This is a genomic window from Paenibacillus auburnensis (assembly GCF_927798115.1).
Lineage (GTDB): Bacteria > Bacillota > Bacilli > Paenibacillales > Paenibacillaceae > Paenibacillus_AQ > Paenibacillus_AQ auburnensis.
Window position 1 is genome coordinate 72,833 of sequence record NZ_CAKMMG010000001.1, and the last position, 16,616, is coordinate 89,448.

At 53.3% G+C, this 16,616-nt stretch carries 16 protein-coding genes; 13 read left to right on the plus strand and 3 right to left on the minus strand.

All coding sequences use genetic code 11. The features are described 5' to 3' along the window. Window positions 1-181: 181 nt before the first annotated feature. Complete coding sequence (locus L6H70_RS00265) at window positions 182-811, plus strand: O-methyltransferase (RefSeq protein ID WP_236328380.1); 630 nt, start codon at window positions 182-184, stop codon at window positions 809-811. A 17-nt stretch (window positions 812-828) separates the two neighbouring features. On the opposite strand, the gene L6H70_RS00270 is transcribed toward L6H70_RS00265, so the two are convergent. Further along, a complete protein-coding gene (locus tag L6H70_RS00270; protein WP_236328381.1) occupies window positions 829-2,049 on the minus strand; it encodes an MFS transporter in 1,221 nt (406 codons plus the stop codon). Between the two features lie 225 nt (window positions 2,050-2,274). Between L6H70_RS00270 and hemE the strand changes: the two genes are divergently transcribed. The 12 genes from hemE to L6H70_RS00330 all read left to right on the plus strand — a co-directional run bounded on the left by hemE (window position 2,275) and on the right by L6H70_RS00330 (window position 14,681). Further along, entirely contained in the window at window positions 2,275-3,333 is a 1,059-nt protein-coding gene (hemE, locus tag L6H70_RS00275) for a uroporphyrinogen decarboxylase (RefSeq protein WP_236328382.1), read from the plus strand. 46 nt (window positions 3,334-3,379) lie between these two features. After that, a complete protein-coding gene (gene hemH, locus L6H70_RS00280; protein WP_236328383.1) occupies window positions 3,380-4,330 on the plus strand; it encodes a ferrochelatase in 951 nt (316 codons plus the stop codon). After that, entirely contained in the window at window positions 4,327-5,784 is a 1,458-nt protein-coding gene (gene hemY, locus L6H70_RS00285) for a protoporphyrinogen oxidase (protein ID WP_236328384.1), read from the plus strand. The genes hemH and hemY overlap by 4 nt, the downstream gene beginning before the upstream one ends. A gap of 156 nt (window positions 5,785-5,940) precedes the next feature. Next, window positions 5,941-7,302, plus strand: a complete 1,362-nt coding sequence (locus L6H70_RS00290; RefSeq protein WP_236328385.1) for a CapA family protein — start codon at window positions 5,941-5,943, stop codon at window positions 7,300-7,302. A gap of 73 nt (window positions 7,303-7,375) precedes the next feature. Further along, window positions 7,376-8,107 (plus strand): glycerophosphodiester phosphodiesterase, encoded by a 732-nt coding sequence (locus L6H70_RS00295; protein WP_236328386.1) that lies wholly within the window; start codon window positions 7,376-7,378, stop codon window positions 8,105-8,107. A gap of 39 nt (window positions 8,108-8,146) precedes the next feature. Beyond that, window positions 8,147-8,770 (plus strand): fumarylacetoacetate hydrolase family protein, encoded by a 624-nt coding sequence (locus L6H70_RS00300; RefSeq protein ID WP_236333025.1) that lies wholly within the window; start codon window positions 8,147-8,149, stop codon window positions 8,768-8,770. 15 nt (window positions 8,771-8,785) lie between these two features. After that, complete coding sequence (locus L6H70_RS00305) at window positions 8,786-9,586, plus strand: DUF92 domain-containing protein (RefSeq protein ID WP_236328387.1); 801 nt, start codon at window positions 8,786-8,788, stop codon at window positions 9,584-9,586. A gap of 298 nt (window positions 9,587-9,884) precedes the next feature. After that, window positions 9,885-10,505 (plus strand): TetR/AcrR family transcriptional regulator, encoded by a 621-nt coding sequence (locus tag L6H70_RS00310; protein ID WP_236328388.1) that lies wholly within the window; start codon window positions 9,885-9,887, stop codon window positions 10,503-10,505. Window positions 10,506-10,541: 36 nt separating this feature from the next. Then, complete coding sequence (locus tag L6H70_RS00315; protein ID WP_236328389.1) at window positions 10,542-12,473, plus strand: ABC-F family ATP-binding cassette domain-containing protein; 1,932 nt, start codon at window positions 10,542-10,544, stop codon at window positions 12,471-12,473. A gap of 55 nt (window positions 12,474-12,528) precedes the next feature. Beyond that, a complete protein-coding gene (locus L6H70_RS00320) occupies window positions 12,529-13,002 on the plus strand; it encodes a tetratricopeptide repeat protein (RefSeq protein WP_423802796.1) in 474 nt (157 codons plus the stop codon). Between the two features lie 148 nt (window positions 13,003-13,150). After that, window positions 13,151-14,092, plus strand: coding sequence for a copper amine oxidase N-terminal domain-containing protein (locus L6H70_RS00325; RefSeq protein WP_236328391.1), 942 nt, complete (start codon window positions 13,151-13,153; stop codon window positions 14,090-14,092). A 106-nt stretch (window positions 14,093-14,198) separates the two neighbouring features. Then, window positions 14,199-14,681, plus strand: a complete 483-nt coding sequence (locus tag L6H70_RS00330; RefSeq protein WP_236328392.1) for an IseA DL-endopeptidase inhibitor family protein — start codon at window positions 14,199-14,201, stop codon at window positions 14,679-14,681. Window positions 14,682-14,746: 65 nt separating this feature from the next. On the opposite strand, the gene L6H70_RS00335 is transcribed toward L6H70_RS00330, so the two are convergent. Both L6H70_RS00335 and L6H70_RS00340 read right to left on the minus strand, forming a co-directional pair. Next, complete coding sequence (locus L6H70_RS00335; RefSeq protein ID WP_236328393.1) at window positions 14,747-15,586, minus strand: hypothetical protein; 840 nt, start codon at window positions 15,584-15,586, stop codon at window positions 14,747-14,749. Next, complete coding sequence (locus L6H70_RS00340) at window positions 15,570-16,613, minus strand: M42 family metallopeptidase (protein WP_236328394.1); 1,044 nt, start codon at window positions 16,611-16,613, stop codon at window positions 15,570-15,572. The genes L6H70_RS00335 and L6H70_RS00340 overlap by 17 nt, the downstream gene beginning before the upstream one ends. Window positions 16,614-16,616 lie beyond the last annotated feature (3 nt).

Genomic DNA, 16,616 nt, shown 5'->3' on the forward strand with positions numbered 1-16,616 from the left:
CTCAACTCCGTTTAGCTTGTAGATGGTTGCTCCTAGCCAGTACAATAAGAAAAGCAGAGAAGTAACAACGACACTGTGCATCGCCTTTATTCTGTGCATGCGCTTAGTAAAGCTTGGCCTAGCCGATCCTTCTAAGTATAGGTGAATGCGCGGGACTTCACAATATCAAAGGAGAATACATATGCCTAATCAGGAAGAATACAGCGAAATGCTCTATAAAGAGGATGAATTATTGCTTGAGGTCAAACAGGCGATTGCGGATCACGGGATGCCTGAGGTCTCCATCGCTCCGGGGTACGGGCGGCTACTCTCGATGCTGGTCCGCCTGTCCCGCTCCACCCGCATCCTGGAGATCGGTGCGCTTGGCGGATACAGCGGGATCTGCTTATGCCGCGGATTTGCCTCCGGCGGCCAGCTGACATCCCTTGAGCTGAAGGCGGAATACGCCGAACTGGCACATAGCCACTTAGTCAAAGCAGGCTTCGGCGAAGCCGTAGAATACAAAATCGGCCCCGCGCTGGACAGCCTGCAGGGGCTCGAAGCGGAGGGCCGGACATTTGATTTCTTTTTCATCGATGCGGACAAAGAGAATTATCCGAATTATCTGGAGTATGCAATCCGCCTGGCATCACCGGGGGCCATTATCGCCGGGGATAATATTTTCCTGCGCGGCCGTACCTTGAATACAGATAAGAACGGACCCGCAGTACAGGCGATGCGCCGGTTCAATGAGATGATCGCCAGCGATGAGCGGCTGACCAGCACGCTGCTGCCTGCGTACGATGGACTAGCTTTAGCCATGGTGAAGTAAGCTGGAGTCTCCGGGTGTCAGCGGAACCAATGGTGCCGGGTCGGCTTGTACAGCTTGAGGCGTACCCAGACTGTATTGATCAGCAGGAACCCGCCGGAAATAATGAATAAGCCTTCAATCCCGATATAACCCGATAAGAATCCGCCGATAACCGCTCCAAGCATATTACCCAGGGCCAGCGTGCTGCTGTTGAAGCCGAAGGCCCTGCTCTCTTTACCGTCTGGAGTATAGGAACGGATGAGAGCATTCACGCTTGGCAGGAGCCCTCCCATAAACACTCCCATCAGGAAACGGATGATGATCAGCTGCCAGACGCTTGTCACAAAGGCTTGCGGAATTAGGAACAGGGACGCGCCGATCAGCGCATAAGTCAAAATACGATGGGCGCCGACCTTGTCGCTCAGCCTGCCGAGAAGCGGAGAAGCCAGCATGTTGGATATACCGGTAACCGCGCTGACCATCCCTGCCCAGAATGCGATATTAACGGCGGAGCCATGCAGCTTCTCCACGTACAACGGCAGCAGGGACATCGGGCTGATCATCGCAAACTGCAGCAGGAAGGTCACGCCGAACAGTGCAGGCAGCTGCGGCACCTTCGCCAGTTCTTTAAATCCTTCGAGTACCGATACCTGCGGTGCCTTTGCGGCTTCGCCCCGGTTGAACTTCTCTTTCACGAGGAATAAAGCGAGCAGCGAAGCAACGAACAGGAGCGCACCGACGACATAAAAAATCGGGCGGAAGCCGATCCAGTCAGCCAGCGCCCCGCCGATCAACGGTCCCAGAATCGTTCCTGCAACCGACCCGGACTGCATCAGCCCCATGGCAAAACCCATACGAGGTTTAGGGGTTGTACCGGATACCAGCGCGATGGAGGCCGGATTGAAGCCGGAAATCGTCCCGTTTAGCAGACGCAGCAGCAGGAGCTGCATCGGCGACTGGGCGAAGCCCATCAGTACCATGACGATGGCCATACCGAAGCTGGAGCGCAGAAGCATGATTTTGCGGCCGTATTTGTCGGCGAGCTTGCCCCACAGCGGCTGGAATAAGAACGAGGTCAAAAAGTTTGCGGCAAAAATAAGGCCTGCCCACATCCCGATAGAATGATCACCGGTTACTCCAAGATCCTTGGCTAAATAAAGAGACAGGAACGGGGTAATCATTGTCATGCCGGCATTTACCAGAAATTGGCCAAACCAAAGCACCATGAGGTTGACCTTCCAAGTCTCCCAATTCTTCAAAGTGCTTTCACTTCCTTTCAGAGAGTTCTATCTAAAAAATTCACGAAAAATTGACATTCTATCAGTATATCATATATTTTTGGTTGTCCGGTGCAACACTTGTCATAGTAATGTCATTGGATTGTCATTCCGTTGACGTGAGAACGGTTGTTACCATCTTTTAAAAGGGGCATAATAAGTTATATGCGTCAGCAACTATCCTATCAAACTAATGGAGATCTTATCATGACCTACAATGATACTTTTATCCGCGCCTGCAGACAGCAGGACACGGACCACGTTCCCGTATGGTACATGCGGCAAGCCGGCCGTTATGATCCCGAGTACCGTAAAATCAAAGAAAAATATTCGCTGCTGGAAATTTGCAGCCAGCCGGAACTTGCGGCGGAAGTAACCTTGATGCCTGTGCGCAAGCTGGGTGTGGATGCGGCTATCCTGTATTCCGACATTATGAACCCGGTGGCTTCCATCGGTGTGAAGTTTGACATCGTGAAGAATATCGGCCCGGTTATCGAGAATCCGATTGCGACAGCTGCCGATGTGGACCGGCTGAAACCGATTGATGTAGAAGGCGACCTCAGCCATGTGCTGGAGACTATCGCCATACTGGACAAGGAGCTGGATGTGCCGCTGATTACGTTCGCCGGTGCCCCGTTTACGATTGCCAGTTATTTAATTGAAGGCAGACCTTCAAAGAGTTATCACCGTACCAAGGAAATGATGTTCAGCCAGCCCCGCGTCTGGGAGAAATTGATGGATAAGCTGGGCGATATGGTAATTGCTTATCTGCGTGCCCACGTGAAGAGCGGCGGCAAAGCCTTTCAGCTGTTCGACAGCTGGGTGGGTGCACTGGCCCCGCGTGACTTCGAACGGTATGTGCTGCCTACGATTTCCCGTATTTTTGCCGAATTGTCTGATCTTGATGTACCGAAGATTTATTTTCCGGGCGTAAGCTCCGGAGAACTGCTTCCAAGCCTTACCAAGTTGCAGGCCGATGTCATCGGACTGGACTGGCGTGTGAGCCTTACTGAAGGCAGACGCAGAACCGGCGGAGGTTTTGCTATTCAGGGCAATCTCGATCCTTATCTGCTGACAGCCCCAATGGATCTGCTCAAGGAGCGGGCTAAGGATTTGATTGATGAAGGCATACAGGAGCCGGGTTATATTTTCAATCTGGGCCACGGCTTATTTCCGGAGGCTTCCCTGGACACGCTAAGGGAACTGACGGAGTATATCCATACGTATTCACAGCAGGCGTTGAAAGCAGCTGCACCGAAATTATAATACCGCACACTGGTATGAACATTATTCGTAAAAGGAGATGGATTCCGTGACAGCTAAAATTGGTGTACTCGTGATGTCTTACGGCACGCCTGAAAGTCTGGAGGGTGTGGAAGCCTATTATACTCATATCCGGCGCGGCAACGCGCCTTCCCCGGAGCAGCTAAAAGAGCTGAAAGACCGCTACGAAGCGATTGTAGGCGGCGTGTTCCCCCTCCGGGAGAATACAGACCGTCAGGTGGAGGCTCTGCAGGAAATGCTGAACCGCAGCGGCGGGGATGTGGAATATGTGTGCTACCAGGGACTCAAGCATGCCCGGCCTTTTATTGAAGACGGCGTTGAAGCTATGGTACGGGATGGCATTAGCCAGGCTGTCGGCATTGTACTTGCCCCTCATTATTCTGTAATGAGTGTCGGCACCTACATCAAACGGGCAAAAGAAAAAGCGGATGCCAGCGGAATCCGGATGGAATTCGTGGAGAGCTACCATCTGCATCCGGAACTGATAGACGTGCTTAGCAGACGGGTATCAGCGAAGCTGGATCAATTCGAAGAAACCGGTGCAGCCCGCGGGGATGTGCAGGTCTTATTCAGCGCGCACAGCCTGCCGGAACGGATTCTGGCCATGGGCGATCCTTACCGTGACCAGCTGCTGGAGACTTCCAAGGCAATCGCTGACAGGGCAGGAGTCACCTCCTGGCAGTTCACCTGGCAGAGTGCAGGCAGAACGGCTGAACCTTGGCTTGGCCCGGATATTCTGGATACACTGCGTGAGCTGTCCAAAAGCCAAGTGAAATATGTGCTGTCAGCTCCGATCGGATTCGTGTCCGACCATCTGGAAGTGCTGTACGATCTTGATATTGAAGCCCAGGCGCTTGCTTCGGAGCTGGATCTGCGGCTGATGCGGATTGATTCGTTAAATAGTGATCCGGCGTATATGTCTGTTCTCAGCGATGTAGTCCGCACCAAGGCAAGCCAGCTGAAGGTGATTCAGCCATGACCGGTATGCCCCGGAAGATCGTCATTATCGGCGGGGGCCTCAGCGGCCTCAGCGCCGCGTTTTATGTCCGCAAGTTTTACCGGGAAGCCGGATACCAGCCTGATATTGTGCTGATCGAAAAGGAAACTGCACTCGGCGGCAAAATCGAAACGCTGCACCGCGACGGCTTCGTCATAGAGAAGGGGCCGGATTCCTTTCTGGCCCGCAAAACAGTGATGAGTGATCTGGCCAAGGAGCTTAAGCTGGATCATGAGCTGGTAACCACCAATCCGAATGCCAAGAAGACGTACATACTGCAGCGGGGCAAGCTTCATCCGATGCCGGCGGGGCTGGTTCTCGGCATTCCTACCGAGCTGAAGCCGTTCCTCAAGAGCGGCCTGGTATCCTTCAGCGGCAAAATGCGGGCGATGCTCGATTTCGTGCTTCCGCCGCGCCGGAGCAGCGAAGATGAGTCGCTCGGAGAGCTGATCGAGCGGCGACTGGGGACTGAGGTCCTGGAGAATATGACCGAACCGCTGCTCGCGGGGATTTATGCGGGTGATATGCGTAAGATCAGTCTTCAGGCTACCTTTCCGCAATTCGGTGAAGTGGAGCGCAAGTACGGGAGCCTGATCCGCGGAATGACTACCGGCCGCAAGCCCGTCGAAACGCATACGGGTACCAAGAAAAGTGCCTTCCTGACCTTCCGTAATGGTCTGCAAAGCCTTGTGGAGGCCTTAATCCGTGAACTGCATGATGTGGAGCAGCGGACCGGAGCGGCAGCAGCGGGGATTACGGTGCTGAACAATGCTGCAACAGATGGGCCGCGGTATGAGGTGAAGCTGGAGACGGGTGAAATTCTGCAGGCTGATGATATTTATGTCACCGTGCAGGATTTTGCTGCAGCGGAGCTGTTCCGTCCGTATGTTGACGTATCTCCGCTGGAGAACGTTAATTATGTATCCGTTGCGAATGTGGTGCTGGCGTTTGCCAAGAAGGACATCGTCACCGAGTATGACGGCTCTGGTTTTCTTGTACCACGTAAGGAAGGACGCAATATTACAGCCTGCACCTGGACCTCCACGAAATGGCTGCACACCAGCCCTGATGACAAAGTGCTGCTGCGCTGCTACGTCGGGCGTTCCGGTGATGAGCAGAATGTGGAGCTGCCGGATCAGGCGCTGACGGAGCTGGTGCTGAAGGATCTGCGGGAAATCATGGGAATTACGGCTAAACCTCTGTTTGCCGAAATTACCCGGCTTAAGCATTCGATGCCGCAATATCCTGTCGGGCATCCGGCCAGAATAGCCGGTTTCCGCAGTGAGCTGGGACAGAAGCTGCCCGGCGTTTATGCTTTTGGCGCAGGTTATGATGCTATTGGCTTGCCGGACTGCATTAAGCAGGCCAAAGAAGCTGCCGAAAGTGCGGCGGCAAGCTTGAAGAAACAGCCGGAACCCGAAGCTGTATTCATTTAATTTAAAGAACGGTGAGCCGGGATGATTCGGCTTCACCGTTCTTTTTTTGCCGGATAGAGAAGTTAGCAGTAGCAATACTCCCTGCGGTTTGGAGGGGGGAGTGTGAGTTATGCTATAATAGAAACACTTTTAATACAAAGGAGATTCTTAGTACCCATGTATCCGCCGCGATCACGAAAAAGAGAGAAGAATAAGCGCAGCAGTAAACGCCGACGCAGAACGGTATGGTCATGGATTAATGTAAGCTTATTATTGTTGATTACTGCCATGTTAACCTATTATTTTATTGGAGACTCTGACGGCGGCCTGTCCTCGCAGCCCCCGTTAACGGAGACAGCAGGTTCGCCATCCCCATCTCCAGAGCCGGTTACTGCTGCCCAGCCTTCCGCAACGGTGACACCTGAGCCGGAAGCTACTGCAACACCTGAGCCGTCGCCTTCCGCTACTCCAGAGGTTTCACCAACACCTTCTCCATCTGAGGAGGCGGCTGAAACCTCTTCGCCTGAGAGCAGCGATACAGGTGATAACAGTTCAGAGGATGTTTCCGGCTTGCCCGGGGATGTTTCAGGGGCGACGGTTAAGCTCAACTTTGCCGGGGATGTCATTTTCTCGGGCAAAGTAGCCGAGCTGCTTCAGAAGAAGGGCTATGATTATTCCTACTCTGCGCTGGACGGAATGTTCCAGAAGGATGATCTGACCGTAGTAAATCTGGAGACCCCCATCACTACCGGTGGCGTGGGTGCCGAGAACAAGCAGTATGTGTTCAAGGGAGCCCCGGAGGCGCTGGATGCGCTCAAGTCAGCAGGTGTGGATGCGGTCAATCTGGCCAACAATCATACGCTGGACCAGGGAGAGCAGGGGCTGCTGGATACACTGAACAACCTGAGCACCAGGGGCATTCCTTATGTCGGCGCAGGTAAGAACAGCCAGGAAGCATATACCGCCCAATATTTTGAACGGAACGGGATTAAGATCGCTCTGCTCGGCTTCACCCGTGTCATTCCGCACAGCGATTGGATGGCGGGCTCAAGCAAGCCGGGAGTAGCCAGTGTCTATGACAGTAAGGAGGCGCTCAAGACCATTGCAGCCGCCAAGAAAAAAGCGGATCTGGTTGTCGTAGTTGTCCACTGGGGCAAAGAGCGGGTGGAACAGTATGACGCTGCCCAGCAGACCCTGGGCCGCAGCTTCATTGATGCTGGAGCAGATCTGGTCATGGGCGGTCATCCGCATGTACTGCAGGGGATCGAACCTTACAAAGGCAAGTGGATTGCCTACAGCACAGGTAATTTCATTTTTACACGCTCAACAACTGCCGCCACCTGGGAGACCGCTGTCTTTCAGGCGGAATGCGGCATCACAGGCCAGTGTTCACTTACTCTGCATCCGATGGATGCAGAATTAGGCCAGCCCGTGCCAATGAATGATGCTGACGGACAGCTTTTGCTGAACAAGGTCCAGTCCTTATCTTCCGGTTTAGTCAAGATCGGCAGTGACGGCCGCGTTACTGAAGGCCGGTAGATAGGCTGGAGCAAGGGCTCAATATTTGTAAGCAGCCCGGGGACTGATCATACTTCTGCTGGAGGTGGTTATGATGAAAAACATATGTGTTGCCCATCGCGGGTTTTCCGGTAAAGCGCCGGAAAACACACTCGCCGCCGTCCGGATGGCACTTGCTCTGCCCTATGTCCGCTGGATGGAAATCGATGTGCAGCTGACCAGGGACGGCGTGCCGGTTGTGATTCATGATTTCACGCTGGACCGGACAACCAACGGCCACGGGAAGGTAAAAAATATGGATTTTGAGCCTATGCGGCGATTGGACGCGGGAGGCTGGAAGAGCCGTGCCTTCCGCGGGGAAAAGGTTCCTTCACTCGAAGAGGTGCTGGATCTTGCTTCCGGGAGACTGAAGCTGAATATTGAGCTGAAGACGAGCGGCGACATGTATCCGGGTCTGGAGAAGGCGGTCATTGATCTGATCTCTGCCAAAGGCATGCGCGATGAGGTAGTGCTGACCTCCTTCGATGCAGGGGTACTTCAACGGGTAAAAGAACTGGATGCCCGGTTTCGTACCGGGCTGATCTATGACTCCCGTTCAGGGGATCCTGCACGCAAGGTGAAAGAGCTGGGTTGCTCCTTTCTGTCAATCAGCTTTACTAGGATCAACGCGGGGCTGGCCAAGCTGCTGGCCGAACGCGGAGTGAAGACCATGGCCTGGACCGTAGATAAGGCGAAGGAAATGCGCCGCCTGGCTGAGATGCATTCGGATATCATGATCTGTACGAACCGCCCGGATATATGGGGCGACACTTTTTTGGAAGTCTGACTGCATTTAAATTTGACCGGAAAGCGAGCTGAAGCTTCGATGTGTGCTGATGTAAATAATGTATACTGTGTTGGACGTAATTATAGATTGCATGCGGAGGAACTGGGCAATAAGGTTCCATCAGAACCGCTGATTTTTCTAAAGCCCTCCCATGCTGCTGTTCCGCTCGATAAAGCTATCATTCATCTTCCCCAGGACGCCGGGCTGATTCATTATGAGGGAGAACTTGTCCTGCGTATCGCCCGGGATTATGTGCCGGGCATGAGTGTCGATGAGCTGGTGGATGTCATGGCGCTGGGTCTCGATTTCACCCTGCGGGATGTGCACAACGATCTGCAGAAGAAGGGGCTGCCCTGGACGCCGGCCAAAGGCTTCAAGAACGCCGCTCCGCTCACTCCTTATATTGCTTTCCCCGAAAAAGAAGAACTCGAGGCTACAGATTTCACTGTCCTCAAGAATGGTGTAGAGGTGCAGCGGGGGAATGTGAAGGATATGATCTTTTCACTGCAGAAAATCGTCGAATTCATAGCTGCGCGGTATGGGCTTGGTAAAGATGATGTTATTTTTACCGGAACCCCGGCAGGGGTGGGGCCGGTCGTTTCAGGAGACTCCTTCGAGCTGTTCTGGGGCGACAAGCTTTTAGGCACCTGCCTCGTCGGTTAACGGGAGCTGAATGATATGCTGTGGATATTAGGCGCCTGTGGCGCCTTACTGGTTGCCGGAGCAGCTTACCGGAAGCGTTCGCTGAGCTTCTCCGGCATGATCGCGGCTTTTGTAATGGGTACGATTTACTTTGGAGCAGGCAATGCTTTCTGGTTCGGTATCCTTCTGCTTTTTTTTATCTCCTCAAGTTTGCTCTCTAAGCTCCATCACGAGAACAAAGCAGAGCTTGAGCTGACATATGATAAGACCGGTACGCGTGATGCGGGGCAGGTCTTCGCGAACGGCGGCATGGGTATGCTGCTCGTCTTGCTGAACGCGGTTTATCCGCTGGAGCTTTGGGGATTTCTTTTCATTGGCGTAATGGCGACCGTAACCTCGGATACATGGGCCACAGAAATCGGCACCCTGGCGAAGAAGCCGCCCCGTTCTGTGCTGACAGGCAAAGTGCTGCCGGCAGGAACCTCGGGCGGCGTATCGCTGCCGGGCACACTTGCCGCTGCCGCGGGCGGAGCGCTGATCGGCGCTGCCTCCTGGCTGCTGCGGGCGGCTTCCGGAATGGCAGACCATTCCTTCCTGCTCCTGACGCTGGCCGGCCTTACCGGCGGACTCGCCGGCGCGTTCGCTGACTCCATCCTTGGCGCTACGGTACAGCGGATGAACCGCTGCACTGTATGCGGACGAGAAGTGGAGGCTTCCCGGCACTGCGGTCAGCCAACGGTATTCGCAAGAGGTTGGCGCTGGATGGACAATGATGCCGTCAATGCAATCAGTTCCATTATTGGCGGTGCAGCCGCTCTGCTGGTTAGCTTGCTGTAAGCAGGCGGCAGAGCAAATCAATCACATAATTGAATTTAAAATACACATTTAGGGGAAAGTGGCGAAGGGGAATTTTGGAACTGTAGGAGCGGTAGCGTCCGCCTGAAAGCTTTCCGTAGGAAAGGTCGCTTCGGAAGCATAAGCAGTCATCAGATTTCTACCGCTAATAGCGGTTCTGATCAAGAAATCTGAAGACAACAGCGGCCGAAAGTCCAAACATCCTCTGTAGTCACAACCCATCGCAAAATATAAGAATTACAAGTTCAATATATAGAGTCATTAATTGGAGGTGAACCGGTTGGGCGGCACAGTAAGTCACAAGCATACAGCCATTTTGGATGCCGCATATGAACTTTTTGGTTCAGAAGGCTTCTACGAGACGAAGATGTCGGAAGTGGCAGAACGTGCGGGAATTGCCAAGGGCACGGTCTATTTATATTTCAAAAGCAAGGAAGAGCTGTTTATGGCCGTCACACGCCGTGACTGTGAGGACTTCCTCCAGCGGCTTGAAGAGCTGCTGCAGGCTTGCAGCACCCTCGCGGATAAGCTGTCGGCCATTGCCGGACATCATCTGCTGTACTATTATGAGCGTAAGCAGCATACTAAGCTGTTCTTCCGGGCCCCTAATAACAATCCGGAGCTGATGGCTTATATGGCCCGCTTCATGGAAGAATACATGCAATCTGTAATGAAGGTTATGCAGGAGAGCGGTGCCGCCGAACCGGAGCTGCTGGCAGAGTCTTACATCGGCATGCTGGACCGGCTGAAGATGGATATTATGCTGCGTCCCGGTTTTTCTGAGGCGGATGCGCATAAGCGGGCGGAATTTGCCGCCGGACTCTTTATTCACGGCGCACTAGGCAGCCGGCATGCGCCAGAGTTACATACAATGCACGAAGATCATCAAGAAGAAGCGTAACCCGCTATTAAAATATAAGGCAAGCGAGGACAAAGCATGAATATTATGACTGTGGAGCATCTATCCAAAAGCTACGGAGAGAAAACATTGTTCCAGGATGCATCGTTCGGGATGGATGACCGGGATAAGATCGGCGTTATCGGTGTGAATGGAACAGGAAAATCTACCTTTCTGAAAATTATCGCAGGTCTGGATACTGCCGATGAAGGACAAATCGCCATCGGCAACGATGTGCGGGTACAGTATCTGGCGCAGAATCCGCCGTACGAGCCGGACAATACCGTGCTGCAGCAGGTGTTTGCCGGGGATGATCCGGACCTTCGTACGATGCGTGAATATATGGAGATCCTGGCTGAACTGGATAAGAGCCCAGGCAATGCAGAACTTGAAGCTGCATTGGTCCGGATTGGTCACAAGATTGACGCAGCCGGCATCTGGCATCTGGAGAGCGAAGCCAAAACGGTACTGACCAAGCTCGGTATCACCCGCTTTGATGCACAAATGGGAACACTGTCGGGCGGTCAGCGGAAGCGCGTAGCACTTGCGGCTGCACTTATTACGCCTTCTGAGCTACTGATTCTGGATGAGCCTACCAACCATATCGATACCGATTCGGTGGCCTGGCTGGAACATTATTTGCAGAAACGGCGCGGCGCGCTGCTGATGGTCACGCATGACCGCTACTTCCTGGAGCGGGTAGCCAGTGTGATGCTGGAGCTGGACGGCGGACGCCTCTACCGGTACGAAGCAAACTATTCCCGCTTCCTGGAGCTGAAAGCCGACCGCGAAGAGCGTGAGGCCTCAGCGGAGCAGAAACGCAAAAACCTGCTGCGCACAGAGCTGGCGTGGATTCGGCGCGGAGCCAAGGCCCGTTCGACCAAGCAGAAGGCCAGAATCGACCGCTTCGAGAAGCTCAAGGAAAGCACAGGAGGAAGCTCGGCGGGATCGCTGGACATTTCGGTGGCTTCGACGCGGCTGGGCCGCAAGATCATCGAGATGAAGGACCTGACCAAATCCATGGACAGGCGGACTCTGATTAAAGACCTGACCTATATCGCGGTACCGCAGGACCGGGTCGGCATCGTCGGTCCGAACGGCAGCGGCAAATCCACTCTGCTTAATCTGATTGCCGGGAAGCTGCAGCCGGACAGCGGCGAAGTTGAGCTGGGTGCTACGGTCAAGCTGGGGTATTTCACCCAGGAGCATCAGGATATGGATGACAGCATGCGGGCGATTGAGTATGTTAAGGAAGAGGCAGAGGTGATCCGTACAGCCGACGGCAGTGTGATTACGGCAGGCCAGATGCTGGAACGCTTCCTGTTCCCTCCGGCCATGCAGTGGACGCCGATTTCTAAGCTGTCCGGCGGCGAGAAAAGACGCCTGTACCTGCTGCGCGTCCTGATGGGAGCACCGAACGTGCTGTTGCTGGATGAGCCGACCAATGACTTGGATATCGGCACACTATCAGTACTCGAAGACTACCTCGATGAATTCCCGGGTGTCGTCTTTACCGTATCCCATGACCGCTACTTTCTGGATCGTACCATCGATAAGCTGATCGCATTTGAGAACGGCCAAATCCGGTTACATGTCGGGGATTACAGTGAATATGAAGAATGGCTGGCGAAGAATGTACCTGCGCAGAGCAGCACGGACAAAGAAATGAACAGTAAACAGAATACCGTTCAGGAGCCGGCTGCGAGTGCTGCGGCTGCCCCTCCGGCCAGGGAAAAGGTCAAATTCACCTTCAAGGAACAGCGTGAATACGAAACAATTGATGAGATGATCGGGCAGGCTGAACAACATCTCGTGGATATCACTGCGCAGATGGAAGCGGCCTTTGCCGACTCGGGCAGACTGCAGGAGCTGGTCGAACAGCAGCGGCAGGGTGAAGCGGAGCTGGAGCGGCTGATGGAGCGCTGGACGTATCTAAATGAGCTTGCAGAGAGAATTGCCGGCAAAGCTTAATTTAATCGCATGATTTCAATCCATAGTCAGGAGGCGGCGGCCTTTGAAATATACCATGCAGGATGCCGTTGCCTTACGCAGCGGGGGTCAAACGGAAGAAGCGAGGATAATACTGCTCAATCTGCTGGCAGAGGACACTGAGAATGCAGAGCTGCTGTACCAGCTGGCCTGGACGCATGATGTGCTGGGTCTTGAACGGGAGGCTGTTCCCTATTATGAACAGAGCCTTGCGTTAGGGCTGCCTCAAGATCAGCGGGCTGGAGCGCTGCTTGGACTGGGAAGTACCTATAGAACGCTGGGAGAGTACTCGCGTTCAAGGGAGGTGCTTCAGCAAGGGGCCCGGGAATACCCGGAGCGCAAAGAGTTCCAGGCTTTTCTCGCGATGGCACTTCACAATTTGGGAGCGCATCATGAAGCGATGGAGATTCTGCTTAAGCTGCTTGCAGAAACCTCTGCTAATCCGGGAATTAAGGATTACAGCAAAGCGATCGTGTTTTATTCGGATAAGTTGGATCAGATCTGGCCGTAATGGTCTCAACCTTTCATTCATAAGCAAGCTGAAACCGGACAATCCGGGAGTCGGCTTGCTTTTTTTATTATAGAAACCAACCTACTAAATTATAGAAACTAATTAGGTCGTTTAGAGTAAAACTTTTATACAGGAAAGAGGTGGAATTGTGAAAAAATTTATTCTCGGCCTGCTATGCGGCCTGGTCATTGCCAGTTCATCCGTTGCCTTCGCATCAGGCTCTATCAAGGCCTTATTGTTTCCGGTAAGCTTTGAAATCAACGGCAGTACGGCGACAGCAAGCAGCAGTGCCCAAGCGCTTAATGTGAACGGCTCCACTTATGTCCCGCTGCGTTTTATCGCAGAGAGCCTAGGAGCAACGGTGGGCTATGATGCGGAGCTGCAGCGGATTATTGTCAAGAATGGGGAGCTGAATCTTAAAGACCCGGATTACGCAGACATAAAAGTCGGTAATCTCATTGTGACCCCATCGGGCGGGAATTCCATAGTCACGGGCCAGCTAATATTTGCCGGGGTAGGCAACAGTAAGAATAAAATCTCCGCCACACTCTCATTTTACAATGACAACAGCAGAAAGATAGGCGAAGTTCTGATTAAAGGGAATCAGTTTGGAGTCGAAGCCCAAGCCTTTACAGCCAAAGGAACGGGGGATTTCAGAGCCTATTCCACTGCTATTCTGCATGTTGATGCCGTGAATGATAAGGCTGCTCCCAAGCCTGCCTCCATCATCTACAAGAATTCCAAATACAACTTTACTTTGCAGCTTCCAGCTTACTGGGAGGGGAGATACAAGGTAGAGTCTTCGGTAAACGCAGCTTCAGACCGGGAAAGCATTCATTTTGTTACCAATCAGGGTGGAATTATCTTCTCAATCCTGGTGTGGAGTTCACAAGAATGGAAAGAGCAAGGCGCGATGACTCAGGAGGTTACGCAAATCTGGAAAATCGGTGAGCAGGGAGACAAGGTGTTTACGATCATTCTTCCGGGCGATGTGCAGTATGTTACGGAGAATGAAGAGCAGACAGCGGAGTATCACAAACTGGTTTCGTACATTGATCTAATTAAAACAAGCTTTAAACTCCAGGAATAACGCGCCAATCCAAATCAAGTCTATGCAGCAAAAAGTTCTCTCCCCGTGGACAATCACCCGGGCATTTATTGTCTGCCGAAATACGCTGTACGGAGGAGGCGAATAAATGGCGCAAACAGGACAATCACCGGGTGAGCTAAAAGCTTTAATTGATGCAGCGGAAGGTGTCTGGTTCGAGGTGTTTTATTCCGGGGACTTAAATGAGGCGATTACCGTCGGCAATAGGGAGTATTATCTTCTGCCGCTCAAATTCAGTACAAAGGAAAAGGTGATCACTTACTTCAGGCGTTTCTGGGGAGTAACTATGAGCAATAGAATGTTCTGTAATCTGTATACGATTAAGCGGAATAACAGACTCTATGTTATTGGGGGCGATCCTGGTATATTTACCATTATCCCTAGAAGAGTAAGGGTGACCAGCCGTACGGCAACCAGAATTAAGGTTACAGCTGTCCTATCCATGAGTGAGGATTACGATGAGGAAACTATGGTAGTTCAATACCTGATCGGCACATCCGGAACGGGGCTTCGCGTCCTGGACCGCAATAAGAAGGATGAACGTTTTGCCAGATGCGGAAGGTCAGGATAACATTCATATGAAAAAGAAGCAGAGCCAGCACGGAGTTCCGCTGATTCTGCTTCTTTTGTATTCGTTCATTTGCCGCCCGCCACGGCAATCATCTGCACGACCGGACGGGAGTCTCCGGTGAGGATAGCTTCGTCAGCATTCATCTGTGAGGAGCCGTCGCCGTCGAGGAAGATGCCCTCCCGTCCATTACCGGGAACGGTTTGCAGTACTGCTGTACGGAACTCTTCAGCCGTACAGAGTGTTGGCGTGACGATCAGCCACAGCTTACCGGTTTCGTCATAGACGAGTCCGGAGCGCATCCGCTGCTCGTCTGCGTAAGGCAAATGCTCGGCAGCAATCGCGGCTGCCCACAGCCCTTCCTGCTGCAGATTCATGCTGATGCCGCCCTGGGCCCAGTAATGACTACGGTCGCTGACGGACAGCTCATCACCCGAGGAGACGGTCTGTACCGACAGCCTGCCGGCAGCTCCATCCCAGACCAGCGTGCCGCGTGCATATTTAGCGTTGAACCAGCCGGAGCCATAAGCACCCTTGGCGCCATTTACCGGGACATCATTCATGATCGCCACCGACAGGAGATCGGTGCCATAGAAGAAGCCGCCGTTAATGCCGTAAGCGGGAACCCTGCGCAAATCGGACCCTGCGGTCCGCAAAATGATGTCTTCCGGAGCGACCGCCATCATATGCAGCTGAACCTGACCGGGGCTTACCGCTTCGAGATACTCATAGTCATGCGGGAGGCCGCTGAAGGCCTCCCGTATTTGTTTCTCCGGCTTGTTCAACAGAATTGCCGGTATCACGATCACCAGAGCAAGCAGGACAAGCAGGGCGATGCTAAGCGGCCACCGCTTGCGCATCCATATCTGCCGCAATTTACCGCTTCCGGCTTCAGTTTGCACCAACATAGGCGGCAAGCAGCTTGGCCGTATTCAGGACGGCCCGCTTATGTGTGCGTTCCATGGAGTGGGAGGCATGCACCCCCGGACCGATCAGTGCAGCACGGATGTTGTTGCCGCCGCGCAGTGCAGCGGAGGCATCTGAGCCGTACTGCGGATAGATGTCAACCGCAAATGGAATCGCCAGGCTGTTCGCCAGATCGATCAAACGGCCGGTCATCGCATAATCATAAGGGCCGGAGGAATCCTTGGCGCAGATGGAAACATCCGTTTCCTTGCAGCTCAGGTCATCCCCCATGGCGCCCATGTCTACCGCAATGAATTCGCTGATTTCACCTGGAATCCATGCCGTACCGTGGCCGACCTCTTCGAAGTTGGAGATCAGGAGGGACAGATTGTGAAGCGGCTTCCAGCCTTCACGCTTGATGCTTTCCAGCAGGCCGAGCAGGGCGGCTACACTGGCTTTGTCATCCAGATGGCGTGACTTGATATAGCCGCTAGGAGTAATAACCGCGCGGGCATCAAAGGAGATGAAATCACCGACCGCAATACCGAGCTTCAGCACATCATCTTTGGTGGAGACCAGCTCGTCGATCCGGATTTCCATATTCTCCTCGGCCCGTTTGAAGTCACGCGCATCAGCATAGACATGCACCGAGGGATGGCTGGTTAGAATGGTGCCGGTATAGGTCAGACCGCTGCGGGTATGAATGACGCAGTATTCATTTTCGATGCTGTTCATTGTAAACCCGCCGACAGAGGTCAGGCGCAGTGTTCCGTTTGGCTTAATGGAGCGGACCATCGCGCCCAGGGTGTCTACATGCGCGCTAATGCCGATTGTGCGGGATGGATCAAGCCCGGGCACGCTGAGAATGATTCCGCCTTTCTCGTTCCAGCTGAGCGGAACGTTCAGCGCAGCCGCTTCCTCGGCTACGAGCCGCATAACCTCAGCGGTGAAGCCGCTGGGGCTGGGAGTATCGAGCAGTTTTTTGAGAACGGATAGAATATAGTCTTCATTTGGCTGAATTGTAAGCAAGAT